Source organism: Streptomyces sp. NPDC007917 (assembly GCF_042959105.1).
In the GTDB taxonomy this organism is placed as follows: domain Bacteria; phylum Actinomycetota; class Actinomycetes; order Streptomycetales; family Streptomycetaceae; genus Streptomyces.
Genome location: NZ_JBIBKK010000050.1, coordinates 1 through 24369 on the forward strand (window position 1 = coordinate 1; position 24369 = coordinate 24369).

Consider the following 24369-nt stretch of genomic DNA (forward strand, 5'->3'; position numbering starts at 1 on the left):
AGCCTGCGCGTCGACCGACGCACCTACAAGGCCACCATCAGCATCGACGTCCTGTTGACAGAGCCGATCAGCCCGTAACTTCATGGCCTTGCCCTTTAGGCGCTGTGACCAGCCGGCAGGGCAGCGGTGGCTGTCGTCACGCGGTGAAGACCTTGCCCGGGTTGAGTATCCCCACCGGATCCCACACCCGCTTGATGCCGCGGTGCAGGTCCAACACGGCCGGGCTGACCTCCCTGGCCAGGCCGCGCATCTTCAGCAGGCCCACCCCGTGCTCGCCGGTGACCGTACCGCCCAGTGCGATCGCCTGGTCGACGACCTCCTCGAACACCTCCCGGCCCCGGGCCAGTTCCCGCTCGTCGCCACGCGGCACGACCAGCATCGGGTGCAGGTTGCCGTCCCCGGCGTGGGCGAGGCTCGCGATGCGTACGCCGTTGCGCTCGGCGGTGTGCTCCAGGCGGGCGAGCATCTCGGGGACGAGGGTGCGGGGCACGCAGATGTCCTCGCTGAGCACCATGCCCCGGCGTTCCAGCGCGGGGTAGACCAAGCGGCGGGCGGCGAACAGCGCGTCCGCCTCGGCCGGGTCGCCGGACCGGGCGCTCCAGGCGGCGCCGGCGGCCTCGAAGCAGTCCAGCACCGTGTCGGCCTCCTGGACGCCGGCCGGTCCGGGTCCGTCACAGCGGGCCAGCAGCAGCACGTCGCCGCCGTCGGTGAGACCCATATTCTTCCACTCGTCGACGGCGCGCAGACAGTAGCGGTCGACGAGTTCGAGGGCGCTGGGGACCACGCCGGACGCCACGACGTGGGCGACGGCGCGGCCGGCGCTCGGCAGGTCGTCGAAGTAGCCGACGACGGTGTGCTCCTGGGCGCGCTCGCCGCGCAGCCGCAGGGTGATCTCGGTGACCAGGCCCAGGGTGCCCTCGGAACCCACCAGCAGGCCGGCCAGTTCGAAGCCGGCCGAGCTCTTGGCGGTTTGCCGGCCCAGCTTGACCACCTCGCCACGGCCGGTGACCACCTCCAGGCCGAGCACGTAGTCGCGGGTCACACCGTACTTCACACAGCACAGGCCGCCCGCGTTGGTGGCGACGTTCCCCCCGATGGTGGACCACGGGGCGCTGGCCGGGTCGGGCGGGTACCAGAGGCCCTTGGCCGCACACGCGGCCCGGAGGTCGTCGTTGACGACGCCGGGCTGCACCACGGCCAGGCGCTCGTCGGGGTCGATGCGCAGGACGCGGTCCATCGCGGCGAAGGAGACCACCACGCAGCCGTCGACGGCGTTGGCGCCGCCGGACAGGCCGGTGCCGGCGCCGCGGGCGACCACGGGCACTCCTCGTTCGGCGCAGTACGCCACGACGGCCGCGACCTCGCCGGTGTCGCGGGGCTGCACGACGGCCGCCGGGAGGGCGTACGGCGCACCGGCGGCCTCGTCGTGGGCGAAGGGCGCCAGCCGAGCCGGGTCGGTGATCACACGTTCGGCCGGGAGCAGCCCTGCGAGATCAGAAGGTGTCGTGGTCATGCCCGCGAGATTCGCACCGGTCCTGGCGTGGGGCAATTGGCCCTTGGTACACGCTCCGCCGGGTGTACCAAGGGCCAATTGACCCCCTGTCCGGGCGTCGGCAAGCCTGGTGCGACGCCAGGCCAGGCCGTACACACGGCGATCAGGAGGGTGAGTCGATGACGGCGGTGCTCACGGGAATCGGAGGTTTTCTCCCGCCCAGGGTGGTCACGAACGACGACCTCTCGCGCACGCTGGACACCACGGACGAGTGGATCCGCACCCGGACCGGGATCCGGGAGCGCCGGGTCGTCTCCGACGGGCTGTCGACCGGGGGCCTGGCCGTGTCGGCCGGCGCCCGGGCCCTGCGGTCGGCGGGGGTGACCAGGGTGGACTCGGTGGTCGTGGCGACCACCTCGCCCGAGCGGCTCTGCCCGGCGGTCGCGCCTGAGGTCGCGTCCCAACTGGGCCTCGGTACGGTGGCGGCCTTCGATCTGACCTCGGCGTGCAGCGGGTTCCTGTACGGGCTCGCCACCGCGTCCGGCCTGATCGGCTCCGGCACCGCCGACACCGTGCTGCTCATCGGGTCGGAGGCGTTCACCACGCTGGTGAACCAGGAGGACCGGACCACGGCGCCGATCTTCGGCGACGGGGCGGGCGCGGTGGTGCTGCGCCGCGGCGAGCCGGAAGAGCCCGGCGCGCTGGGCCCGTTCGACCTCGGCAGCGACGGCGCGCTGGCCGATCTGCTGGCCATCCCGGCCGGCGGCTCGCGGCAGCGTTCCGCGGACGGCGGGCTCGGACACGGCACGGTGGCGACGGCGGACTGGTACCTGCGGATGGCGGGCCGTCCCCTGTACTCGCAGGCCGTCGCGCGGATGACGCAGTCGGCACAGACGGTCCTCAAGCGCTCGGACTGGTCGGTGGCGGACGTCGACTGGTTCGTCGGCCACCAGGCCAACATCCGCATCGTGCAGGCGGTCGCCGAGGAGCTCGAGCTCCCCGAGGAGCGGGTCGCGGTGAACATCGACCGGGTGGGCAACGCCCTGTCGGCGTCCGTGCCCCTGTTGCTGAACGACTATGCCGCCCGCGGCGACCTCAAGGCCGGTCAGCGGGTGCTGCTGTCCGCTTTCGGGGCCGGCCTGTCCTGGGGCTCGACCACTTTGCGCTGGCCGGACATCACGGCCGAACCCGTCAACTGATCTTCGTCCTTTCACCGTTCCAGGAGGAAACGCCATGAGTTCCCTGCACGACTCCGTCGTCGAGGTCTTCGTCGCCCGCTTCGACCTCGACCCCGAGGCGGTGGTGCCCGAGGCCACCTTCGACGACCTCGGCCTCGACTCGCTGTCGCAGATCGAGCTGGCCACCGCGCTGAAGAAACGCCTGGGCATAGTGATCACCGACGACGAGCTGTCCGAGATCGCCGTCGTCGGGGACATCATCGCCATCGCCGAGCGGAAGGGCGCCGCGGTCTGATGACCGGTTTCGCCGCCGCCATCACCGGAATCGGGCTGGTCACGCCCGCCGGTATCGGGGTCAAGGAGAACTGGGACCGCGTGGTCGAGGGGAGACCGACGGCGGCGCACCACGCCGACCTGGACGGCCTGCCGGTGACCGTGGCGTGCCGGGTGCCCGACTTCGACCCGGCCGGTGTCGGGCTGCGCGGCGCCTGGCAGTGGGACCGCTACGCCCAGTTCGCCATCGCCGCCGCGCGCGAGGCCCTGGAGCAGGCCGGGCTGACCCCCGGCGGGTGGGCGGACAGCTCCCGGGTGGCCGTGATCCTCGGCTCGGGCGCCGGCGGCACCGCGACTCTGGAGGAGCAGCACCGGGTGCTGATCGAGGAGGGGCCGTCGGAGGTCTCCGCGATGACCCTGCCGATGGGGCTGCTGAACATGGCGGCGGGTCAGGTGGCGATCGACATCGGCGCCAACGGGCCCTGTCTGGCGCCGTGCACGGCGTGTGCCGCCGGGGCGAGCGCGATCGGCCTGGGTCGGGAGCTGATCCGGTCGGGGGTGGCCGACGTGGTCGTGGCCGGCGGCGCCGAGGCGCCGATCACTCCGCTGTACCTGTCCTCGTTCGCCAGGATGCGGGCGCTGTCGCGGCGGCTGGACGCCCCCGGGACCGCGTCCCGTCCGTTCGACGTGGGCCGCGACGGGTTCGTGCTCGGTGAGGGCGCCGGGGTCGTCGTCCTGGAGTCCGAGGAGCGCGCGCGGGCCCGGGGCGTGCGGCCGGTGGCCCGGGTGATCGGGTACGGCGCCTCCGCGGACGCGCATCATGTGACGTCCCCCCACCCCGAGGGGAAGGGCGCGGAGCTGGCGGTCCGGGCGGCGCTGACGGACGCCGGGCTGACCGGCCGGGACATCGGGTACGTCAACGCCCACGGCACCTCCACGCAGCTCAACGACGTCATCGAGGCCGGGGTGATCCACCGGGTGGCCGGGCCGGACGTGCAGGTCAGCTCCACCAAGGGGGTCACCGGACACCCGCTCGGCGCGGCCGGGTCCATCGAGGCCGCGTTCGCGGCGCTCACCGTCCACCACGGGGTGATCCCGCCGACGGCAAGCACCACCGAGGTCGACCCGAGGGTGGAGGTGGACGTCGTCCACGGTGCGGCCCGCCGCGGCCGCGTGGAGGTGGCCCTGAGCAACTCCTTCGGCTTCGGCGGCCAGAACGCCGCCTTGCTGATCGCGTCCGCCTGACCGTGGTGGCCCGCCCCCTTCTGCCGGTCTTCACGAACCGAACCGCAGGAAAGGACCCCCAGATGACCCCGTCGGTCTCCGCCGACCTGTCCCGGTTGCTCTTCGACGGCAGATACGAGCAGACGCACCAGGACCTCCGTGCGCTGCTGCTGGACCCCGTGTTCGACCCTCGTGAGGGGCTGACCATGGCCGAGGCCGGGAAGCTGGCCTACGAGCGGTCGCGGGCCGTGCACGCCGGTCTTGAGCGCCCGCGTGAGATCCTGGCGGACCCGTGGCGGCTTTTCGCGCTGGCCGAGTGGCCGTCGCTGGTGGACGTCGCCACGTTCTCGCTGCTGATGGTGCACTACAACCTGGCCTTCGGCACGGTCGTGGAGCACGGGGCCCGGGACGATCTGAAGGACCTGTTCGACGAGCTGGACCGGTTGGACTCGTTCAGCCCGTACATGGCCACCGAGTTGGGCTACGGGAACAACGTGGCCGCGCTGCGCACCGAGGCCGTGTACGACGCCGAGACCGAGACGTTCGTGCTGAACACCCCGGACGCGCTCGCGCAGAAGTACATGTCGTACAGCGGGTTCCAGGACATCCCGAAGCTGGCCGTGGTCATGGCCCGGCTGAAGGCGGACGGCAAGGACCACGGCGTGTTCCCGTTCCTGGTCCGGATCAGCGACCGGGACGGGCTGTGTGAAGGCGTGCACGCGGCGCCGTGCCCCGAGAAGCCGGTGCAGGGCCTGGACAACGGCCTCACCTGGTTCGACCACGTGCGTGTCCCGCGCCGCAACCTGCTCCACGGCGACATGGGCGGCTTCGACGAGAACGGCGTGTTCCGTCCGGCCGGCGGCAACCAGCGCAAGCGGTTCCTGCGCGCGATGAGCCGGATCCTGCCCGGTCGGCTGTGTGTCTCCAGTGCGGCGACGGGTGCGGGCCGGGCCGGCGTGTACATCGCCCTGCGGTACGCGGCGCGGCGGCTCACCAACGCGCCCGGCCGCAACGATCTGCCGGTCATCGAATACCGCAGCCACCAGTTGGCGCTGTTCACCGCGCTGGCCAAGACGTACGCGATGACATTGCTGCTCAACCACGCCAAGCGGGAGTTCACCCAGGCGCCGCGGGACGCGGTGCCGGCCGAGCTCAACCACCTGGTGTCGATCACCAAGGCGCTGTCCACCTGGGAGATGACCGAGGTGGTCGCCACCTGCCGGGAGCGCTGCGGGGCCCAGGGCATTTTCAGTGTCAACCGGATAGCGGACTACGGGTCGCTGCTCCAGGGCCTGGTCACCGCGGAGGGTGACAACCAGGTGCTGCTGGCCACCACGGCGGGGCAGATCATCGCGCAGAGCGGCGACGACACGGAGCCGGACGCCGTGCCCGATCCGCGGGGCCGGAGCCTGCGGGACCCGGCGTTCCTGGTGGCGGCCCTGCGCCACCGGGAGCAAGAGCTGCTGCGAGCGGCCCGGGCGTCGATGGCGGACGACTCCCAGGACCGGACGTACTTCGAGGCGTGGAACGGCACCATCAACACCGGTCTCGAGATGGCGCGGGCGCGCGGTGTGCGGACCGCGCTGGAGTGCTTCACGGCCGCGGTGGACGCGGCGCGGGACGAGACGGCGCGGACGGCGCTCGGCCTGCTGGCCGCCCTGTACGGGCTGACCGAGGTGCGGCGGGCCGCCGACTGGTTCCTGGCGCGCGGCGCGCTGACGGCCGAGCAGGTGGAGCGGCTGCCGCTGGAGGCCGACGCGCTGTGCGCGGAGATCCGGCCGTACGCCGACACGCTGATCGGCGGGTTCAACCTGTCGCCGGAGCTGCTGCGGGCACCGATCGCGGCGGACGACTACGTGGCCGCCTTCCAGCGGCGGACCGGCGCCTTCGGCCCGGCCGCCGCCCGGCTCGCCAACGGAAGCTGAGGGGAGCTGAAGGGGTGGCACGGCACAGCTACTTCTGCCCGATCCGCTGGTCGGACATGGACGTCTACGGGATCGTCAACAATGTCTCGTTCCTGCGCTACCTGGAGGAAGCCCGGGTGGACTTCATCTTCCGGATGGCGCCGACCGAGGGCGATGCCTTCTTCCGGGACGGCTCGGTGGTGGTGGAGCACAGGATCCGCTACCGGCGGCAGTTGGTGCACCGGCACGAGCCGGTCGAGATCGAGATGTGGGTCTCCGACCTCCAGTCGGCGACGGTGGCCATCGACTACGCGGTCAAGGACGGCGACACCGTGTACGCCACCGCCTCGACCACGATGGCGCCGTTCGACTACACGGCGGGCCGGCCCCGGCGGCTGACCGACGAAGAGACCCGTTTCTTCGAGAAGTACCTCGACGGCACCCTGGCGGTCGGCTGACATGCGGCTGCTGCGGATCGGTGCGCCGGGCGGGGAGCGGCCCTGCGCCGTGGGCCCCGGAGGGGTCGTCCGGGACCTGTCGGCGTGGGTGCCCGACTGGACGGGCACGGCCCTGGACCCGGACACGCTGCGGGAGCTGGGAGCACGACTGGAGCGGGAGGCCACCGGTCTGCCGGCGGTCGACCCGGCCGCCGAGCGGGTCGGGCCGCCCGTCCGCCCCGGCGGGCACCTGCTGTCGATCGGGCTCAACTACCGTGTGCACGCCGCCGAGGCGGGCCTGCCGCTGCCGGACGAGCCGATCGTCTCCAGCAAGGCACCGTCCACTCTGGTCGGCCCGCACGACGACCTGCTGCTGCCGCCCGGTGGCGAGAAGACCGACTGGGAGGTCGAGCTGGCCGTGGTGATCGGGCGGCGCGCCCAGTATCTGCCGGACCGCGCCGCCGCGCCGGCCCACGTCGCGGGCTTCGCCACGGGCAACGACCTCTCCGAGCGGAGCTGGCTGCTGGAGCGCGGCGGCCAGTGGGTGAAGGGCAAGTCGTTCGAGTCCTTCAGTCCGCTGGGTCCGTACCTGGTCACCCCGGACGAGGCCGGCGACCCACAGCGGCTACGGCTGACCTGCCGAGTCAACGGCCGGCTGATGCAGGACGGGTCGACCGCCGACATGGTCTTCGACGTGGCCCATCTGGTCTGGTACCTGAGCCAGTTCATGGTGCTGCACCCCGGTGACGTGGTGCTGACCGGGACGCCCGGCGGGGTCGCGCTGGGCCGCCCCGACCAGCCGTATCTGCGGGCCGGTGACGTGGTGGAGGCGGAGGTGGCGGGCCTGGGCGCGCACCGGCAGCGCTGCTGCGCGGTGGCCTTGGTGGAGATCCAGGGGAGCGGGAGCAGATGACCGTCGAGGAGGAACTCACCGGGGGCGACACCCGGGCGCGGGTGGCCGAACTGCACGCGACGAAGGAGTCGGCCCGCAGCGGTCCGAGCGACCGCGCGACCCGGGCGCAGCACGCCAAGGGCAAGCTGACCGCCCGCGAGCGCATCGACCTGCTGCTGGACGCGGGATCGTTCGCCGAGGTGGAGCAATTGCGCCGGCACCGGGCGGTCGGTTTCGGAATGGAGGAGCGCAAACCGCACACGGATGGGGTGATCACGGGCTGGGGCACGGTCGAGGGCCGCACCGTGTTCGTGTACGCGCACGACTTCCGGATCTTCGGCGGGGCGCTCGGGGAGGCGCACGCCGAGAAGATCCACAAGATCATGGACATGGCCATCGCGGCCGGTGCGCCCCTGGTGTCGCTCAACGACGGGGCCGGGGCCCGGATCCAGGAGGGTGTCTCGGCCCTGGCCGGCTACGGCGGGATCTTCCAGCGCAATGTGCGGGCCTCCGGGGTGATTCCGCAGATCTCGGTCATCCTGGGGCCGTGCGCGGGCGGTGCGGCGTACTCTCCCGCGCTGACCGACTTCGTGTTCATGGTGCGCGGCACCTCGCAGATGTTCATCACCGGCCCGGACGTGGTGAAGGCCGTCACCGGCGAGGACGTCACCCAGGAGCGGCTCGGCGGCGCCGACATGCATGCGGAGCTGTCGGGCGTGTCGCACTTCGTGTACGAGGACGAGTGGACCTGTCTGAGCGAGGTTCGCTCTCTGTTGTCCCTGCTGCCGTCCAACAACCAGCAGAACCCGCCCTTCGTACGGACCACCGACCCGGCCGACCGGCGCACCGAGGCGTTGCTCGGCCTGGTCCCGGCGGAGGGCAGGCTGCCGTACGACATGCGCCGGGTGATCGAGGAGATCGTCGACCACGGCGACTTCCTGGAGGTCCATGAGCGGTGGGCCCCCAACATCCTGTGCGGGCTGGCCCGGCTCGGCGGCCAGGTGATCGGCGTCGTCGCCAACCAGCCGATCGCCCTGGCCGGGGTGCTGGACATCAGGGCCAGCGAAAAGGCCGCCCGGTTCGTGCGGATGTGCGATGCCTTCAGCATTCCGCTGCTGTCCCTGGTGGACGTGCCGGGCTTCCTGCCCGGGGTGGACCAGGAGCACGGCGGGGTGATCAGGCACGGGGCGAAACTGCTGTACGCGTACTGTGAGGCCACGGTGGCGCGGGTACAGCTCATCCTGCGCAAGGCATACGGCGGTGCGTACATCGTGATGGACTCCCGCTCGATCGGCACCGATCTGTCCTATGCCTGGCCGACCAACGAGATCGCGGTGATGGGCGCCGAGGGCGCCGCGAACGTCATCTTCCGCAAACAGATCGCGGAGGCGGCCGACCCGGAGGCCGTGCGGGCCCGGATGGTCAAGGACTATCGATCGGAGCTGATGCACCCCTACTACGCGGCCGAGCGCGGGCTGGTCGACGACGTGATCGATCCCGCCGAGACCCGGTCGGTGCTGGCGCGCGCCTTCCGCATGCTGCGGGCCAAGCACGTGGAGCAGCCGTCCCGCAAGCACGCCAACACCCCCCTGTGACCCGTAGCCCGGTATCCCCTGCCTTGGAGCGCGCTCATGACCATCACCTTCACCACCGAGTCAGCCGTCCCGCGGCCAGCGGCGGAGCGGGCGGCGCTGCTGGAGGCGCCTGCCTTCGGTGAGGTATTCACCGACCACATGATCAGCATCGACTGGGACCGGGAGCGGGGCTGGCACGACGCCCGGCTGCATCCGTACGGGCCGCTGGTGCTCGATCCGTCGGCCCAGGTCTTCCACTACGGTCAGGAGGTGTTCGAGGGCATGAAGGCGTACCGGAGCCCCGACGGCTCGGTGGTGACCTTCCGCCCGTACGCCAACGCGGCCCGGTTCAACCGCTCCTGCGCCCGGATGGCGATGCCGGAGCTGCCCGAGGAGACCTTCGTGGAGGCCCTGGAGCTCCTGGTCGCCACCGACCGGGACTGGGTCCCGGACCGGCCCGGCCACAGCCTGTACCTGCGGCCGTTCATGATCGCCACTCAGCACACCATCGGGTTCTACGGGCCCTCCGCCTCCTACCGGTTCATGGTGATCGCCTCACCGGCGGCCTCCTACTTCAAGGCCGGGGCGAAACCGCTCACGGTGTGGCTCTCGCGGGACTACACCCGGGCGGCTCCCGGAGGCACCGGCGAGGCCAAGTGCGGCGGCAACTACGCGGGCACCCTGGTGGCCCAGGCGCAGGCCCGGGAGAAGGGCTGCGACCAGGTGGTGTGGCTGGACTCGGCGGAGCGCCGCTGGGTGGACGAGATGGGCACCAGCAACCTGTTCTTCGTCTACGGCACAAGGCTGGTCACTCCGGAGTTGTCGGGGACCCTGCTGGCCGGCGTCACCCGGGACTCGGTGCTGGCGCTCGCGGCCGAACTCGGCTACCAGGCCGAGGAAGGGAAGATCAGCGTGGAGCAGTGGCGGGCCGACGCCGAGTCGGGGGCGCTGACCGAGGTGTTCTCCTGCGGCACCTCGTCGATGGTCACGCCGGTCGGCTTCGTCAGCAGCGAGGACGGCGACTGGACGATCGGCGGCGGGGCGCCCGGCCCGGTCACCTCGAAGCTGCGCGCGGAGCTGACGGAGATCCAGATGGGACTGCGGCCGGACCCGTTCGGCTGGGTACACAAGATCGCCTGACCGGCGCGGTGCCGGGTCCGGATTCACCGTCCAGAAGGGGTGGGTTGAGAATCATGAGCCGTTCGGTCCTGGTGACTGGCGGGAACCGGGGCATCGGCCTCGCGGTCGCTCGCGTCTTCGCGGAGGCCGGCGACCGGGTCGCGCTGACCTACCGGACGGGTAAGCCGAAGGCTGGGCTCGGCTGTCTCGCCGTCACCTGCGACGTTACCGATGCCGCGCAGGTGGAGCGGGCGTACAAGGAGGTGGAGGCGGCACACGGACCGGTGGAGGTGCTGGTGGCGAACGCCGGCATCACCCGGGACCAACTGCTGCTGCGGATGGCCGAAAAGGACTTCTCGGAGGTGCTGGACACCAATGTGACCGGGGTCTTCCGGGTGGTCAAGCGGGCCGCGGAGGAGATGGTCGAGGCGCGGCGGGGGCGGATCGTGCTGATCTCCTCGGTGGTCGGTCTGCTCGGCGCGGCCGGGCAGACCAACTACGCCGCCTCGAAGGCCGGCCTGATCGGGTTCGCCCGGTCCGTGGCGCGCGAGCTCGGCTCACGGGGCGTCACCTGCAATGTGGTGGCACCGGGGTTCGTCGAGACGGACATGACCAGGGCGCTGAACGACAAGCAGCGGGCCGCCCTGCTGGGCAAGGTGCCCCTGGGGCGCAGCGCACAGGCGCAGGAGGTGGCGGCGGCGGTGCGCTTCCTCGCCTCCGAGGACGCCGCCTACATCACCGGGGCCGTCCTGCCGGTGGACGGCGGCCTGGGCATGGGGCACTGAATGACGTACAGATCAAGCCCGGCGCTCAGTGGTGCTCCGAGACGAGTACCGCGCGTGTGCCGGGCTCCTGCGCGTGGAAGACGTGCGGGACGTCGGCCGGATAGCAGATGTAGTCGCCCGGGTGGAGTTCCACCGGCTCGTCGGCGGTGCCCACCAGGGCCCGGCCCGCGCTGATCACGACGTGTTCCACGACGCCGGGCAGGTGCGGCGCCGACGAGCGCTGCGGGCCGGGCTCGGCGGCGATGCTGTAGACGTCGCGCCGGACCCGGGGCGGGGAGGCGGCGAGGAGGGTGGCCCGGTAGTCGCTCTGGGCGGCTCCGACGGCAGGCCCCTCCCCCGCCCGGATCACCTGGACCTGCGGCCGGGAGACGGCCAGCAGCCGGGAAAACGGGATCTCCAGGGCCACGCAGAGCGCCCACAGCGTCTCCAGGCTGGGGTTTCCGGTGCCGGACTCCAACTGGGACAGCGTGGACTTGGCGAGTCCGGCGCGGCGGGCGACCTCGGTGAGAGAGAGTTCCGCCCGGATGCGTTCCGCCCGCAGGGATGCGGCGATCACTTCGAGGGGTGGCTTGAGCGCGGGGTCGGCGTCGGACACGGGTCGTTCGCTCCAATGGTCGATCGTTCGGCTTGACGAACATCCAAGTCTTCGTTCAGCATAAACTCCATGCGTTCGTTATGGAGAACTCTGGATGGAGGGCTGCTGCGCGACATCGCGCTCGTCTGCCTGGCCGTCGGGGTCATCGGCCTGTCGTACGGCGCCGTCGCGGTCACCTCGGGCTTCGCCTGGTGGTTCCCGGTCCTGATGGGGGCGCTCGTGCTGGCCGCGTCCTCCGAGTTCCTGTTCATCGGGATCATCGCCGCCGGGGGCAGTCCGATCGCCGCCCTGCTGGCCGGGCTCCTGGTCAACGCCCGCCACCTGCCGTTCGGCCTGGCGGTTCCCGATGTGCTCGGGCGCGGCTGGCGCAGACTGCTCGGCACCCATCTGATGAACGACGAGACGGTCGTCTTCGCCATCGCCCAGGACCAGCTTTCGGGTAAGCGGGCCGCGTATTGGACCTGCGGTCTGGGCATCCTGGTCTGCTGGCCCGTCGGCGCCGCGCTGGGCGCGCTGCTCGGCAGCGTGGTGCAGGACACCGCGACGCTCGGCCTGGACGCCATGTTCCCCGCGGTGATCCTGGCGCTGATCCTGCCCGCGATGAAGGACCGGGCACTGCGGCGGACCGCGCTGGCCGGCACCGCGCTGGCGCTGGCCGCCACCACGTTCCTGCCGACCGGGCTGCCGGTACTGGCCGCGCTGGCCGCGCTACCGCTGTTCACTATCAAGGCGGCGGAAGGAGCCGCGCGGTGAGCGACGCCGTACCCATGCTGCCGACGCTGGCGGCGATGCTGGCCCTGGCGGTCGGGACGTTCCTGCTGCGCCTCTCGGGGCCGTTCCTGCGGACCAAGATGACCTTCCCGGAGCGGGCCGAGAAGCTGCTGGAGGCCTCGGCGGTGGTCCTGCTCGCCGCGCTGACCGCCACAGCCGCGCTCACCGAGGGGGACGACTTCGTCGGCCCCGCCCGGCCGATCGGGGTCCTGGTCGGCGGAGTGCTCGCCTGGCGCAAGGCGCCGTTCCTCGTGGTGGTGCTTGCGGCAGCGGGCACGGCGGCGCTGCTGCGACTCGCCGGCGTTCCCTGACCCGGCCGGACCCGCCGCCGCCCGCCGACCCCTCCGAGCGGGCGTTCCGCTTCAGCCCCCCGACTACTTTCCGACCCCTCAGTACTTCACTTGCCGGACACTCCGTTTCCCCTCGGTATTCCAACAACGGCACGGGCAAGTCATTCGGGCCTCTTTGGCAAGTTCGAGTCAAATCATCTCAAATGATGGACCCGGTGTTGCTCGCTCGAGAATGAGTCGAGTAGCGTGATCGAAGCGACCTTCGTTCGGATGTTCGTTCTGTCGAGATATTCGGGGGGGTATCGTGAACGAGAGCGTTGCATCCTTTCCTCTGACACTCACGGGAAATTCCGCGTGTTCCCCGGAATAATCATGACCCGCGCTTGTCTTTGATAATCCTTCGCGCAGCGCGTCAATCTGCGAATTGTCAATCTGCGATTGCCGACGCGATGGCGGCTGCCCTGACGCGGCCGAAAATCATCTTGCCCCGGGCTGTCGTCCCGGTGGGCCCCTGGTCCAGATACCCATCGACCAGTTTTCCCGCGCCCCTTCGCCCTCGGGGTCGCGGCATACGTAGAGGCCGCGCTTGCGGCACAGCTCACGGTATAACCCAAGGAGCTCTGAGATACTGGTATGAATATCGTCGAGGTCCACGACGATGTCTGGGGCGCGGCCATGGCACGGGTGCCGCTGCTGTCCGAGCGCGAGCTCGACGTCTTCCAACTGCTGGGGAAGGGAGCGTCGAACCGGACCATTGCGACCCGGCTCGCCATTACCGAACGCACGGCCAAGGCCCATGTGGCCCAGATATTAGCCAAATTAGGCGTGGAATCACGGCTTCAGGCCGGGATCACCGGCTTCGCCTGGCAGATCTTCACCAGGGCGGACCACCACCCGCCGCATCCCCTGCTTGTCGGTCCCGAGAAGTCATCACTCCCCCTGGTCGAGTGACCTAGCCGTACTCATTGTGGACGCCGCGGGCGGAGCGCGTCGGTGAGGAGATCGAGCAGGCGATCGGTCTGCTCCTGGGGGGCCGTAGCGCTTCAGAATGGCTTCATGGGCTGTGAGCTGGGATTTTCCTTATGGTCAGCTGGCTCGGTGGTACTCGTTGATGAGGCCTGCGACGGCTTGTCGGCGTTTGATCCGGGCTGCGGGCAGGGGGATGACGTTCGGATTGTCGCTGGGCGCGAGCTGGCCTCGCCCTTGGTGGGGTCGGTGGCTGTTGAAGTGGTGTGCGTAGTCGTGGAGGATCTTCTCGGCGTGGCCACGGTCGAAGAGCAGGACACGGTCGGTGCACTCTTCCCGTGCTGAGCGGATGAAGCGTTCCGCGTGTGGGTTGCAGTTGGGGCTGTGCGGAGGGATCTTGGCCACGGTGATGTCCTCGCCTGGCGCACTCCCCGAGTTGCCACAGAAACTGTCGGGCCTGCTGAGTGGCCCATGCGGCGGTTGGGTGGGCGGTGACTCCGAGGATGTGGACGGTGCGGGTGCGCACCTCCATGATGAATAGCGCGTAGAGCCGCTGCAGGCTGATGGTGTCGACATGGAAGAGATCGGTGGCGAGCAGGCCGCTGGCCTGGGCTTTGAGAAAGGCAGCCCACTCACCGCGCGCCGGCTGGCGGCGCGGCGCGGGACCGAGATCAGCGGCACGCAGCACACGTCGGACGGTGGCGGGGCTGACTTCGTGCCCGAGGCGGCGCAGTTCGCCGTGTACGCGTCGAGAATCCCCATCGGGGATTCTCGACGCCGAGGCGGATGATCAGGTCGCGGATCTCCTCCGGCAGGGGCGGTCGCCCGGTGGAGGGCGGCTGCGTCCACTTCTGCTTCACCAGGCGCTGGTGCCAGGCCAGCAGGGTGCGCGGTGAGACGATCCGGTGTTCGCGCAGGGCTCGGGGGAGCAGTCGGGTCAGGACGGCGAGCAGCGCACGGTCCGGCCAGCCGGGCTTGGGCGGGGCGACCTGGCGACGCAGAACCGCGAGCTCGTGTCGAAGGATCAGTATCTCCGCATTCTTGGCCGCAGAAGATCGAGACATCAGGAACAGTTACGCGAAGATTCGCGTGCCGATGAGGTAGGCAAGTCGAACCAGCACGAGGACTGATCATGCCGGGTACCTGCTGGTCAGGTGCGTTGCATCAGGTCAGGCCCGGTGAAGCCATTTTGGAGCGCTACGGGGTGAGTGCGTCACTGACCGGCTGCGGGTCGAGTCGGCGTCCGTCACGCAACCGAGGCTGAAGGGTGTGAGTGGGCCAGGGAGCACGCGCGCAGGGCCCCGAAGTGGTCGGATGCCCGTTGGTGGCAAGTGAACGCGATTCTCGGTCTACGGGTCACGGTGAGTAGGGCCCGTTCCGGAAAGCGTGCGCGGTGATGAGGCCATGGACGACAAGTGGATCACTAGAGTGCGCCTATGACGAGAACTCTGATATTCGAGGCGGTCGACGACGGTAGGCCAGGCAGTGACGCCTGGACCGCGCGGGCCCGGGCCGCCTGGCCCGGACTCAGGTCCCTGGTGGACGAGAGGACCTGGACGCCCGAAGGCGGGGCCGCGGCGGTGGCGGCTTTCGAGCGGCACCTGCCGGAACTCGCGCCGGTGCTCGACGAACTCGCGAAGGCTCTCGACCGGCCGGGCGCTGCCGCGTTGCTCACCGGGACCACGTGGAAGCCGTTCTTCGCAGGGTGCTCGCAGACGGCTGTGGCCGGGACGCTCGTGCGCAACTACGACTTCCAGCCGGAAGACTGCGCGCGCATCATCGCCCATACGCACTATCTGCGTCCGGTCATCGGCATGAGCGAGTTGCTGTGGGGGCTGCTCGACGGGGTGAACGACGCGGGGCTCGCCGTCTCGCTCACCTTCGGCGGAAGGTTCGTGCACGGCGAGGGGATGTGCATTGCGATGGTCATTCGCTACCTGCTGGAGACTTGCGAGACGGTCCAGGAGGCGTGTGAGCGACTGCAGACCATCCCCGTCTCCACGGCCCACAACCTCACTCTGGTCGACCATGAGCAGGCGCTCTCCGTCCACCTCGGACCCGACATTCCGCCGACCCACGCCGTAGACGTGTGCGTCACGAACCACCAGCGCGAGCCGGTCTCCGAGGAACAGGAGAAGATCAGCCGCACCCAGGAGAGGCTGGCCGCCGTACGCGGAGCCACCACAGCGGCGAGCGGCTCCCAGGATCCCGTCGAGCAGGTCGTCGAGGCGCTACTGAGCCCACCGCTGTACGCCGGAGCGCTCGACCCGGGCATGGGCGGCACGCTCTACACTGCGGCGTACCGACCCACCGAGGGGCGAGTCTCCTATATCTGGCCGCGGGGGCAGCGTTGGGAGCAGTCCTTCGCCGCGTTCGAGCCTGGCATGAGGTCCGTCGAGAGGGGCTGATCCTTGGCACCGGTGAAGCGGAGCAGCTGAAGCGCAGTGCGACGTGATCGTCAGCGGCCTCTTTGGCGCCGATGACGGCTTGGTAGGGAACCAGGCGGGCCTCGCGGATTCGGGCGCCCAGGCTGCCGCGGTCCGGTCCCGCGATCTGGGCACGCAGTCCGAGGCGGGTGCAGCGTTGGGCGAGGGCTGCGGCGTTCGGCAGTTCGGTGTCGGAGATCGGGAGAATGACCAGCTGGGTGGGGGCGAGCCAGGCGGGGAAGCACCGCCGTGCTGTTCGATGAGATGGGCGACGGCTCGCTCCACACTGCCGATGATGCTGCGGTGGACCATGACCGGGCGGTGTTTGGCGCCGTCCGCGCCGATGTAGTGCAGGTCGAACTGCTCGGGCTGGTGCAAGTCGACCTGGACGGTGGACAGGGTGGACTCCCGGCCGGCGCCGTCGGTGACCTGGACGTCGATCTTGGGGCCGTAGAACGCGGCCTCTCCATCGGCTGCCTCGTGGGGCAGGCCGGAGCGGTCGAGGACGTCGGTCAGCAGGGCGGTGGACTGTTGCCACTTCTCGGGTGCGGCAACGTACTTGCCACTGGGGCCCGGGAGGGAGAGCCGGTAACGGTGCCCTTGCCGGAAATCTCATCCGGGCAGGTCACGCTGCACATCGGTATTCGTGGATGAGGCCGCCGAGTCGATCGTGTCGATGGATGCGAGTGTTGTCGGTGGTGGTGGGTGGTCCGTGCTCGGTGAGTAGGTCCGGCGCCCGTTGTCCGAGGGATCGGTGTGGCCGGTGTTGGTTGTAGTGCTTCGCGTACTCGCTGATGACGAGGCGTAGGTGGCGCTCTCCCGTGATCAGGATGCGGTCGGTCGCCTCGCGTCGGCATGAGCCGATCCAGCGTTCCGTGATGGCGTTCATCCGCGGTACTCGGGGCAGTGTTGGAAGGACGTGCACGCCGATCGCCTGGAAGACGGCGTCGAAGCTGTCGGTGAAGTAGGCCCCGCGGTCCCGGATGAGGAACTTGATCGACTTGGCGTGGTCGCCGAGGTCCATGAGGTAGTTGCGGGCTTGCTGGGTGATCCAGAAGCTGGTCGGGTGTCGGGTGATGCCGGCGATGTGCACACGGCGGGTGCCGTGGTTGATGAAGAACAGCACGAACCAACGCCGCAGGAAGACCGTGTTGATGTGGAACAGATCGCGGTGGCTACGATCGCGGAGGACTTGGCTTTGAGGAAAGCGGCCCAGGAGCGGTCCGCGCGCTGCGGCGATGGGTCGATCCCTGCTTGCTTCAGAATGGACCAGACGGTGGAGGCGGCGACCTTGCGGCCCAGGCCGAGGAGCTCTCCGTGGACGCGGCGGTATCCCCATCCAGGGTTCTCCCGCGCCAGACGCACGACCAGTTGCCGCAGGGCCTCTGGTTTTTTTGGGGGGGCGACGGGATGGGTAGGTCCACTTCCAGGCGATGAGTCGTGCGTGCCAGCGAAGGACCGACCGTGGAGAGACCAGCAAGGCCACCCGGGTACGCCGCTGCTTGCTGACGATCCGGAGCAGTGCCGCCATGACGGCCCTGTCGCTCCATGAGAAGCGGGGCCGGGGCTGGGCACGGCGTGCTATGGCGAGCTGGTGCCGGAGCATCAAGATCTCTGCGTTCTTCGAGGCATCCGAACGGGCGAGCCGGGCAAGCCATCGGAAGGTCTGGCAGGCGAGCAGGTAGATCAGCCGTATCACCACGACCAGCACGCTGCCTCAAAACGGCTCGCCGCTCCCGAGATCTGGGCAGATCCGAACCAGCAGGTCAGCCGGGGTGACATAATTCCCGGCACCCACAGGGTCGGCGGGCCTCAGCCTCGCGTAACACCATCAGAAGTCGAGCTGACGGCGGCGCAGGCGCGGGCAGCGCGAGCCAGCAGGTGCGCGTCGGGACCGAGACCTCCGGGGTTGGTCATACGGCGCCGGATATAGCCGAAGGCAAGTCTGGTCGAGGGATCCGCGAATCCCCAGCTACCGCCTCCACCATCGTGGCCGAAGGTGCGGGCGGACAGGTAGGGCTGTGCATCGCCGGGCAGTTGGAATCCCAAGCCGTAGCGGCTGGGGCAGGCCAGGGTCAGGTCATGGCCGGCGGAATGGATCTGAGCGAACTCCCCCAGCGTCTTCGCGGTCAGCAGGGCAGGCAGGCCATCCACGGCGTCAAGGCATGAGGCGTACATTCGGGCGATTCCGTGTGCGCTGGCCAGGACTCCCATCGAGACCGGCCCGGCTGCACGGAATCGGCGGGCGTTGATGAGGCCGAGCCTGTCGGCCACCGGGACGCTGAATGCCAGGCCGGCAAGACTGTCGGGCGCCGGTGCTGGCACGGGGTCGGAGCCGGCCTGCTCGCTCGGCACGGGTGACTGGAGGGTCAGAACGCGAGGCTCGTATTCGGCGGGCAGCCCCACGAACATGTCGATGCTCCGCGGCTCGCGGACCATTGCGGCGTGGAAATCACGCAGGGTGCTGCCGGTGATCCGCCGCACCAGCTCGCCGATCAACGGGCCAATGGTGAACCCGTGGTAGCCGTGCGCCGTGCCCGGCCGCCAAAAGGGGCGCTGGGAAGCCAGCCGGACGGCTGCCGCCTGGTCATCGTGGAGCTCGTCGAGGGTGAAACCGCCGTCCACGCCAACCAGACCGGCCTGGTGACTCAGCAGTTGCCGAACCGTCACGTCCTGCTTGCCGGCCGCCGCGAACTCCGGCCAGTACCATGCCACGGCCCGATCGAGCTCCAGGTCGCCCTGCTGTACGAGCAGCGCGGCGCAGACATATGCGGCAGCCTTGCCCACGGACGCGATGTTCAGCAGCGAGTCCTGCCGGATCTCCGGGCCGGCCCAAAGATCCACCACCAACCGCCCGCAGTGATAAACCGCCACCTGCATGTCGTGATCCGGGTCGGCTTCCACCAACGAGGCGAACGCCTCTTTGACCTGAGTGAAGCCCTCCTCCGCATCGCCATCGAGCCTGTGCACCGGTTCCCCCGTTCCCCGATCTATTGATCAACTCGATGAGACAACGTACCCGTCGCCGAGCTTCGCTGAGAACGCTCAGCCCGGATCCACCGGCTTGATTCCCGGTTAATGGTTTCGGGGTCGTGCAGGCCGTGTTGGGGCTGAGTTACGGATTCGGGCATGGGGTGGCCGCTGGTCTGCCCAGCTCTTCCACTCTGTCCACAGGTCTCGGGCCCTTCCGGGCAGGTCGGTCGGGGAGCGTCAGGGGCCGGCGGTGCATGCACCATGCTGAACAGCTGGGTGAAGTCCGCACTCCAGGGCCAGCGTTCGGGCAGGTGCAGGGTGAGGCGGCGGGCGGAGCGGGCCAGGCGGGCGGGCACGTTGATCAGGCGGTCACGGATGGTGGCGGTGGTCGCCCTGGCATGGAACGCGGAGGCCAGGGCGCCGGCGGCGCGGGTCAGGTTGTGTGCCGGGGCCGTCAGGGCGAGCCACGCGGCGTTGGCCTGGAAATGACCGGACGGCGCGTGGGCGAAGCCGCTGTTCTTGACATCGGCGATCACCTGCTCGACGACAGCGTGCCGGCGGTGATCACGCTCGGCATCCCTCACGGCGAGCGGGGAGTCGGTGAACGCGGCGTGGTAGCGCCAGGTGTCGAAGAGCGTGCCCTGCCCGGCGGGGACGGTGCCGGCGCTCAGGCGCTTGACGCGGCGCACGATCAGTCGGGCGGTGACTTGCTGTTTCTTCGGCTTGGAAGTGAAAGCGGTGTAGAGGATCTCGGCTATCTCGGCGTCGGAGATCCAGCACTGGCCCTCCTCGTCCCAGACCGCTTGGGGATATTTGATCGGTGTCCAGGCGTCCTCGTCGATGCGGGCGATGGTGGCCTTGACGGAGGCGCTCATCCGCATGGTGATGGAGAAGCGGGCACCCAGGGCCCGGCAGACGTTGATGACGTCGGAGCCGTAGAACGCGGAGTCCGCCCGCAGCACCAGCAGGCCGCTGGCGCCGCAGGCGCGTGCGGTGCGGATGGTCTCAGTGACGAACGCTGCCGCCCCGCGCGCGGAGTTCGAGGGTCCCTTGCGCAGCCTGGTGGCAGCGATCACAGGGGCGGACAGGGGCGTGGAGACGATGCCGAGCAGCGCATTCAGACCCTTGACCTTGCTGTATCCGTAGCCAGCGCCCTGTTTGGCGTAGCCGTGGGTGCGGCGGATGGTGTCGTCGATGTCCACGTATGCGGCCTGGTCCGCGCCGGGCAGCAGCGGGGTGTGACCGGCCAGTTCGGGCAGGAACCGGCGGGCCACGGCGTGCAGTTGCTTCACATGCCCGTGGGTGAAGGAGCGCAGGAACGACCCCAGCGTGGACGGGGCCCGCACTCCGGAGAACAGGCGGCCCATCGCACCGTGCCGCAGCCGGTCCATGTCGTCGATGCTGTCGGCGCCCGCGGCCATGCCGCCCACCAGCGACATCAGTTTCGCCGTAGGGAAGGCGCCGGTGCCGTCCTTCGAGGCGGGCAGCCGGCCGTGCTCCCCGACCAGCGCGGGTAGACCGCACCGCTCGGCCAGCCGCACCACCGGCTCCAGCCTGCCGTACGCGATCAGGTTCGGATCATCGAACGCGGATGAGACCGCCGCCGCGGCATGGGAAGATTGCATCTCGGAAGTGCCTTGCCGATCGTGCCTGATGTGGTCCTAGAGAGACCCCATCATCGCAGGTCGCAAGGCACTTCTTTGTTTCTGGAGGAACCATCCACCGGCATCAAGCCGGGTGATCCGGACTCAGCGCACCAGGCAAGGGGGTTCTGACAGTACCTGTATCACCCGGGTCTCCCAGACGTCCCAAACGCCTGTCAACCTGGTTGAGTCGAAAGTGCCGACAACACTTCATGGACACGCACTGCAGCTTTACCCTCATCAGTTCAATTCAGCTGCCCCGAATGCGCGACCGTGTCGGCGCATTGTTCCACGGCAGAAGGGACGGAGATCAATGGCGGACGCCCAATTCACCACTCGTGCAGAACTTTTCGATCTGAGTGGGAAGTATGCCCTTGTCACTGGCGGCACCAAGGGCATTGGGATGATGATAGCGCGCGGCCTTCTCCAGGCGGGCGCCCGCGTTGTCATCAGCTCACGCAAGGCAGACGCGTGCGCGAAGGCACAGCATCTACTGTCCGAATTCGGCGACGTTCAAGCAATTCCCGCCGACCTGTCCAGGCACGACGAGTGTCAGCGCCTCGCTGATCTTGTCAAGGTCGACACGGAACGCCTGGACATCCTTGTCAACAACGCGGGAGCGATGTGGCGCGAGCCGCTAGAGACGTTCCCGGACGAGGCCTGGGACGCAGTGATCGACCTCAACCTCAAGTCGCCGTTCTGGCTGGTGCAGGCGCTGCTCCCTGCACTTCGCAGGGCGGGCACCGCCGATGATCCCGCGCGGATCATCAACATCGGCAGTATCGCCGCCATCCACGTCGCCCAGTCGCCCAACTACTCGTACGCCAGCAGCAAAGCGGCACTCCATCAACTCACCCGAGTGCTTGCCAGAGAGCTGGGCCCACAGCACGTCACGGTGAACGCGGTAGCACCGGGAGTGTTCCCGTCACAGATGATGGCGTCCACGCTCGATGCCATCGGCGACACAATCGCGGCGGCGGCCCCTCTGCGCCGGCTCGGCCGCGACGACGACATGGCGGGTATCGCCGTGTTCCTCGCCAGCCGGGCCGGGTCCTACCTCACGGGCACCATCATCCCGGTAGACGGCGGCATCGCGACGACCGCAACGGGTACCCCTTAGACTGCGGAACGGGCATACGGTGAGGGGATGGCCACGATGGATCTACGCACCGAGATCCGGGAGTTTCTCAGCTCGCGTCGCGCCCGCATCGCACCCGAGCAGGCGGGCCTGCCCGCATACGGCGGCAACCGTCGGGTCAAAGGTCTGCGCCGCGAGGAGGTAGCGCTACTGGCGGGGGTGTCAGTCGACTACTACGTGCGCATGGAGCGCGGCAGCCTCGCCGGTACCTCCGACGGCGTGCTCGACGCGTTGGCCTCTGCCTTGCAACTCGACGAGGCCGAGCGCGACCACCTGTTCCACCTCGCGCGCCAATCCAGGGCGCCCAGCGGCCCACGCCGGCGCAGGTCTGCCTCGACGGTGCGCTCGACACTGCAACAGGTGCTCGACGCGATCTCCGATGCGCCGGCCTGGATCTGTAACGGCCGTTATGACGTGCTCGCCATGAATCAACTCGCCCGCGCGCTGTTTTCACCGGTGCTGGCCGACCCGCGAAGGCCAGCGAACACAGCGCGGTTCGTCTATCTAAACTCCGCGGCAGCCAGAGATTTCTTTGTCGACTACGACCAAGTTGCCGGTGACGCGGCCGCGAAGCTACGCATGGAAGCCGGCCGCAATCCGCACGACGAGGAGCTGATCGCCCTGGTCGGCGAACTGTCAACGTGCAGTGAGCTATTCCGGCAGCGGTGGGCATCTCAGGATGTGCGGCTGCACCGGTCCGGACGCAAGCGGGTGCACCATCCGATCGTGGGCCGACTCGACTTGGACGTCGAGTCCCTGGAACTGCCCGCCGAACCCGGCCTGCACCTCAACGTCTACACCGCACCCGCGGGCACGCCGACCGCTGACAATTTGGCGCTCCTGGCGTCGTGGGCGGCCACCCAACAGACGCTGGCGACCGAGCTCGAAGCACACAACGGATAGTCCAACCCCTTCAGCCGTACCAGGGTCCGTCTCCCCGACCAGCGCGGGCAGACCGCACCGCTCGAAAAGTCATCGCTGCATGTCATGCTGCATATCTGTACTCGTTGATGAGGCCGCCGAGGATCCGGTTGCGCAGGACTTTGCCGGTGCTGAAGCCATGTGCTGCGGCGGGTTGTTCGAAGGCGTCGGGTGGTAGCTGGTTGCGGGCCTGGTGAGGTCGGTGTTCGTTGTAGTGCCGCTCGTAGGCTGCGAGGACGTGGCGGGCGTGGGCCTCGTTCATGATGAGGATGTGGTCGAGGGCTTCGCGTCGGATGGTGCCGATGATGCGTTCGCAGTGCGCGTTCATGCGGGGAGCTTCTGGCGCACTTTTGAGGACCTCCATGTCCTCGGCCTTGAAGACGGCGTCGAAGGCCTCGCCGTACTTGCCATCGCGGTCGCGCAACAAGAAGCGCAGGGTCTCGATGCGTATGCCCGGGTCGGCGGTGAGGTTCCGCGCGTGCTGCACTGCCCAGTCCCGGGTCGGGTGGGCGGTGATCCCGGTGATGTGCAGCCGCCGGGTGCCGTGCTCGAGGAACACCAGCGCATACAACCGCCTGCCGAGGGCGGTGTCGATGGGGAAGAAGTCTGCCGCGATGATGCCCTTGGCTTGCGCGGTCAGGAACTCGCGCCAGGTGGGGCCTGAGCGACGTGGAGCAGGGTCGATGCCGGCCGCGTTGAGGATCTCCGTAAGTTGTTTGGTGGCCCGGGAGGGCCGGATGTGGCTGATGAGGATCTTGCCTTGAGTGTGGCTCTCTGGGAGTGGCCGTCCGGTTCTCCGGGGCGCCCTGACTGCTGATTGAGATATGCGCTTCGGTCGCTGATTACGGAGATGACAGCGGGGTGTTCCCCGGGCCGACAGAAAACCTGTTGGGAACGAGGAGGGCACATGAGCAAGGGGCGAGCTCGGGTGTGGGCAGGTGTCGACGCGGGCAAGGGGCATCACTGGGTGGCGGTGGTCGACGAGACCGGCGCGACGGTGTGGTCCAGGAAGGTCGACAACGACGAGTTGGCGATCCTCGGTGCGCTCGGCGAGATCCTGGAGCTGGCCGACGTGGTCCACTGGGCCGTGGACATCTGCGGCACCGCTTCCGCGTTGCTGCTGGCTCTGCTCGCAGCTCATGGACAGCACGCTGTCTATGTACCCGGCCGCACGGTCAACCGGATGTCCGCAGCTTACCGGGGCGAGGCCAAGACCGACTCCCGCGACGCCTACGTCATCGCCGAGACCGTCCGGCACCGCCGAGACCGCCCGGCACCGCCGGGACTTCGCCCCGATCGACGTGCCCGCGCAGCTGGCCACTGACCTCGCGCTGCTGACCGCCCATCGCACCGACCTCGTGGCTGACCGGATACGGATGATCAACCGGCTCCGCGATGTGCTGACCGGTGTCTTCCCCGCGTTGGAGCGGGCCTTCGATTACTCGGCGCACAAGGGCGCGCTGGTCCTGCTGACCGGCTACCAGACACCAGCCGCTATCCAGCGCCGCGGGAGGGCCCGGCTCACGGCGTGGCTCGCCCATCGCGGTGTCCGAGGTGCCGACGCGGTGGCTGCCACAAAGGGCCTTCACATGGCAGGCACCTCGTCGCGCGGCTTACCCAACCAACAAGATCAAGGAGTGGCGGGGCCTGGCCACCCGCTACGACAAGACCGCCACCAGCTACCTCGCCGGACTCCACCTACGCGGTGCCGTGAACTGGATCCGCAGCCTCCGACCAACGTGATCCGAGTACAGGGCTATCAGGCTCG

General features: G+C 69.1%; 23 protein-coding genes and 4 pseudogenes. 19 read left to right on the top strand and 8 right to left on the bottom strand.

What is annotated here, in order from left to right; all coding sequences use genetic code 11:
* Positions 1 to 136: 136 nt before the first annotated feature.
* Positions 137 to 1513: an FAD-linked oxidase C-terminal domain-containing protein gene (locus ACFZDL_RS46385; protein WP_353597104.1), complete on the bottom strand. Its 1377-nt coding sequence runs from the start codon at positions 1511 to 1513 to the stop codon at positions 137 to 139.
* A gap of 158 nt (positions 1514 to 1671) precedes the next feature.
* Here ACFZDL_RS46385 and ACFZDL_RS46390 point away from each other — a divergent pair, with 158 nt between their 5' ends.
* The 9 genes from ACFZDL_RS46390 (at position 1672) to fabG (ending at position 10878) form a co-directional block, all read left to right on the top strand.
* Positions 1672 to 2691: a beta-ketoacyl-ACP synthase III gene (locus ACFZDL_RS46390; RefSeq protein ID WP_353597103.1), complete on the top strand. Its 1020-nt coding sequence runs from the start codon at positions 1672 to 1674 to the stop codon at positions 2689 to 2691.
* Between the two features lie 34 nt (positions 2692 to 2725).
* The gene (locus ACFZDL_RS46395) at positions 2726 to 2965 is read left to right on the top strand and encodes a phosphopantetheine-binding protein (protein ID WP_353597102.1); all 240 of its coding nucleotides are present in this window, start codon (positions 2726 to 2728) and stop codon (positions 2963 to 2965) included.
* Entirely contained in the window at positions 2965 to 4188 is a 1224-nt protein-coding gene (locus ACFZDL_RS46400) for a beta-ketoacyl-ACP synthase II (RefSeq protein WP_353597101.1), read from the top strand. The genes ACFZDL_RS46395 and ACFZDL_RS46400 overlap by 1 nt, the downstream gene beginning before the upstream one ends.
* Before the next feature lie 62 nt (positions 4189 to 4250).
* Positions 4251 to 6092, top strand: a complete 1842-nt coding sequence (locus tag ACFZDL_RS46405; RefSeq protein ID WP_353597100.1) for an acyl-CoA dehydrogenase — start codon at positions 4251 to 4253, stop codon at positions 6090 to 6092.
* 14 nt (positions 6093 to 6106) lie between these two features.
* Positions 6107 to 6529 (top strand): thioesterase family protein, encoded by a 423-nt coding sequence (locus tag ACFZDL_RS46410; RefSeq protein WP_353597099.1) that lies wholly within the window; start codon positions 6107 to 6109, stop codon positions 6527 to 6529.
* 1 nt (position 6530) lies between these two features.
* The gene (locus ACFZDL_RS46415; protein ID WP_353597098.1) at positions 6531 to 7421 is read left to right on the top strand and encodes a fumarylacetoacetate hydrolase family protein; all 891 of its coding nucleotides are present in this window, start codon (positions 6531 to 6533) and stop codon (positions 7419 to 7421) included.
* Positions 7418 to 8995 carry an acyl-CoA carboxylase subunit beta gene (locus ACFZDL_RS46420; RefSeq protein ID WP_353597097.1) on the top strand — a complete coding sequence of 526 codons (1578 nt, stop codon included), beginning with the start codon at positions 7418 to 7420 and terminating at the stop codon, positions 8993 to 8995. The genes ACFZDL_RS46415 and ACFZDL_RS46420 overlap by 4 nt, the downstream gene beginning before the upstream one ends.
* Positions 8996 to 9031: 36 nt before the next feature.
* Positions 9032 to 10114 (top strand): branched-chain amino acid aminotransferase, encoded by a 1083-nt coding sequence (locus ACFZDL_RS46425; RefSeq protein ID WP_353597096.1) that lies wholly within the window; start codon positions 9032 to 9034, stop codon positions 10112 to 10114.
* A gap of 53 nt (positions 10115 to 10167) precedes the next feature.
* Positions 10168 to 10878, top strand: a complete 711-nt coding sequence (fabG, locus tag ACFZDL_RS46430) for a 3-oxoacyl-[acyl-carrier-protein] reductase (protein WP_353597095.1) — start codon at positions 10168 to 10170, stop codon at positions 10876 to 10878.
* Positions 10879 to 10903: 25 nt separating this feature from the next.
* Here fabG and ACFZDL_RS46435 read toward each other — a convergent pair whose 3' ends face one another.
* Positions 10904 to 11473, bottom strand: coding sequence for an XRE family transcriptional regulator (locus ACFZDL_RS46435; protein ID WP_353597094.1), 570 nt, complete (start codon positions 11471 to 11473; stop codon positions 10904 to 10906).
* Positions 11474 to 11542: 69 nt separating this feature from the next.
* Here ACFZDL_RS46435 and ACFZDL_RS46440 point away from each other — a divergent pair, with 69 nt between their 5' ends.
* The 3 genes from ACFZDL_RS46440 to ACFZDL_RS46450 all read left to right on the top strand — a co-directional run bounded on the left by ACFZDL_RS46440 (position 11543) and on the right by ACFZDL_RS46450 (position 13485).
* Positions 11543 to 12226, top strand: a complete 684-nt coding sequence (locus tag ACFZDL_RS46440) for an AzlC family ABC transporter permease (protein ID WP_353597093.1) — start codon at positions 11543 to 11545, stop codon at positions 12224 to 12226.
* A 14-nt stretch (positions 12227 to 12240) separates the two neighbouring features.
* Positions 12241 to 12555, top strand: coding sequence for an AzlD domain-containing protein (locus tag ACFZDL_RS46445; protein ID WP_353597105.1), 315 nt, complete (start codon positions 12241 to 12243; stop codon positions 12553 to 12555).
* Positions 12556 to 13167: 612 nt separating this feature from the next.
* The gene (locus ACFZDL_RS46450) at positions 13168 to 13485 is read left to right on the top strand and encodes a helix-turn-helix transcriptional regulator (protein ID WP_353597092.1); all 318 of its coding nucleotides are present in this window, start codon (positions 13168 to 13170) and stop codon (positions 13483 to 13485) included.
* Between the two features lie 135 nt (positions 13486 to 13620).
* Here the strand turns inward: ACFZDL_RS46450 and ACFZDL_RS46455 are convergent, their stop codons facing one another.
* Positions 13621 to 13905: an integrase core domain-containing protein gene (locus ACFZDL_RS46455; protein ID WP_353597091.1), complete on the bottom strand. Its 285-nt coding sequence runs from the start codon at positions 13903 to 13905 to the stop codon at positions 13621 to 13623.
* Between the two features lie 169 nt (positions 13906 to 14074).
* Between ACFZDL_RS46455 and ACFZDL_RS46460 the strand changes: the two genes are divergently transcribed.
* From ACFZDL_RS46460 to ACFZDL_RS46470, 3 genes are all read left to right on the top strand, one after another.
* The gene (locus ACFZDL_RS46460) at positions 14075 to 14290 is read left to right on the top strand and encodes a hypothetical protein (protein WP_353597090.1); all 216 of its coding nucleotides are present in this window, start codon (positions 14075 to 14077) and stop codon (positions 14288 to 14290) included.
* A gap of 115 nt (positions 14291 to 14405) precedes the next feature.
* Positions 14406 to 14630, top strand: coding sequence for a hypothetical protein (locus ACFZDL_RS46465; RefSeq protein WP_353597089.1), 225 nt, complete (start codon positions 14406 to 14408; stop codon positions 14628 to 14630).
* A gap of 306 nt (positions 14631 to 14936) precedes the next feature.
* Positions 14937 to 15908, top strand: a complete 972-nt coding sequence (locus tag ACFZDL_RS46470) for a C45 family peptidase (protein ID WP_353597088.1) — start codon at positions 14937 to 14939, stop codon at positions 15906 to 15908.
* Positions 15909 to 15939: 31 nt separating this feature from the next.
* Here the strand turns inward: ACFZDL_RS46470 and ACFZDL_RS46475 are convergent.
* From ACFZDL_RS46475 to ACFZDL_RS46490, 4 genes and pseudogenes are all read right to left on the bottom strand, one after another.
* Positions 15940 to 16520: pseudogene (locus ACFZDL_RS46475) on the bottom strand (aminoacyl--tRNA ligase-related protein); the annotation flags it as partial.
* A 31-nt stretch (positions 16521 to 16551) separates the two neighbouring features.
* Positions 16552 to 17052, bottom strand: coding sequence for an integrase core domain-containing protein (locus ACFZDL_RS46480; protein ID WP_391194516.1), 501 nt, complete (start codon positions 17050 to 17052; stop codon positions 16552 to 16554).
* 686 nt (positions 17053 to 17738) lie between these two features.
* Positions 17739 to 18896, bottom strand: coding sequence for a serine hydrolase domain-containing protein (locus ACFZDL_RS46485; RefSeq protein WP_353597086.1), 1158 nt, complete (start codon positions 18894 to 18896; stop codon positions 17739 to 17741).
* Between the two features lie 248 nt (positions 18897 to 19144).
* A pseudogene (locus ACFZDL_RS46490) lies at positions 19145 to 20524 on the bottom strand (IS1380 family transposase); the annotation flags it as partial.
* Between the two features lie 331 nt (positions 20525 to 20855).
* On the opposite strand from ACFZDL_RS46490, the gene ACFZDL_RS46495 reads away from it, so the two are divergent.
* A complete protein-coding gene (locus ACFZDL_RS46495; RefSeq protein WP_353597085.1) occupies positions 20856 to 21662 on the top strand; it encodes an SDR family oxidoreductase in 807 nt (268 codons plus the stop codon).
* Positions 21663 to 21689: 27 nt separating this feature from the next.
* Positions 21690 to 22583, top strand: coding sequence for a helix-turn-helix transcriptional regulator (locus tag ACFZDL_RS46500; RefSeq protein WP_353597084.1), 894 nt, complete (start codon positions 21690 to 21692; stop codon positions 22581 to 22583).
* Between the two features lie 82 nt (positions 22584 to 22665).
* Here ACFZDL_RS46500 and ACFZDL_RS46505 read toward each other — a convergent pair whose 3' ends face one another.
* Positions 22666 to 23508 carry an integrase core domain-containing protein gene (locus ACFZDL_RS46505; protein ID WP_353597083.1) on the bottom strand — a complete coding sequence of 281 codons (843 nt, stop codon included), beginning with the start codon at positions 23506 to 23508 and terminating at the stop codon, positions 22666 to 22668.
* On the opposite strand from ACFZDL_RS46505, the pseudogene ACFZDL_RS46510 reads away from it, so the two are divergent.
* A pseudogene (locus ACFZDL_RS46510) lies at positions 23509 to 24172 on the top strand (IS110 family transposase); the annotation flags it as partial. It abuts the gene before it with no gap.
* 52 nt (positions 24173 to 24224) lie between these two features.
* A pseudogene (locus tag ACFZDL_RS46515) lies at positions 24225 to 24344 on the top strand (IS5/IS1182 family transposase); the annotation flags it as partial.
* Positions 24345 to 24369: the final 25 nt, after the last annotated feature.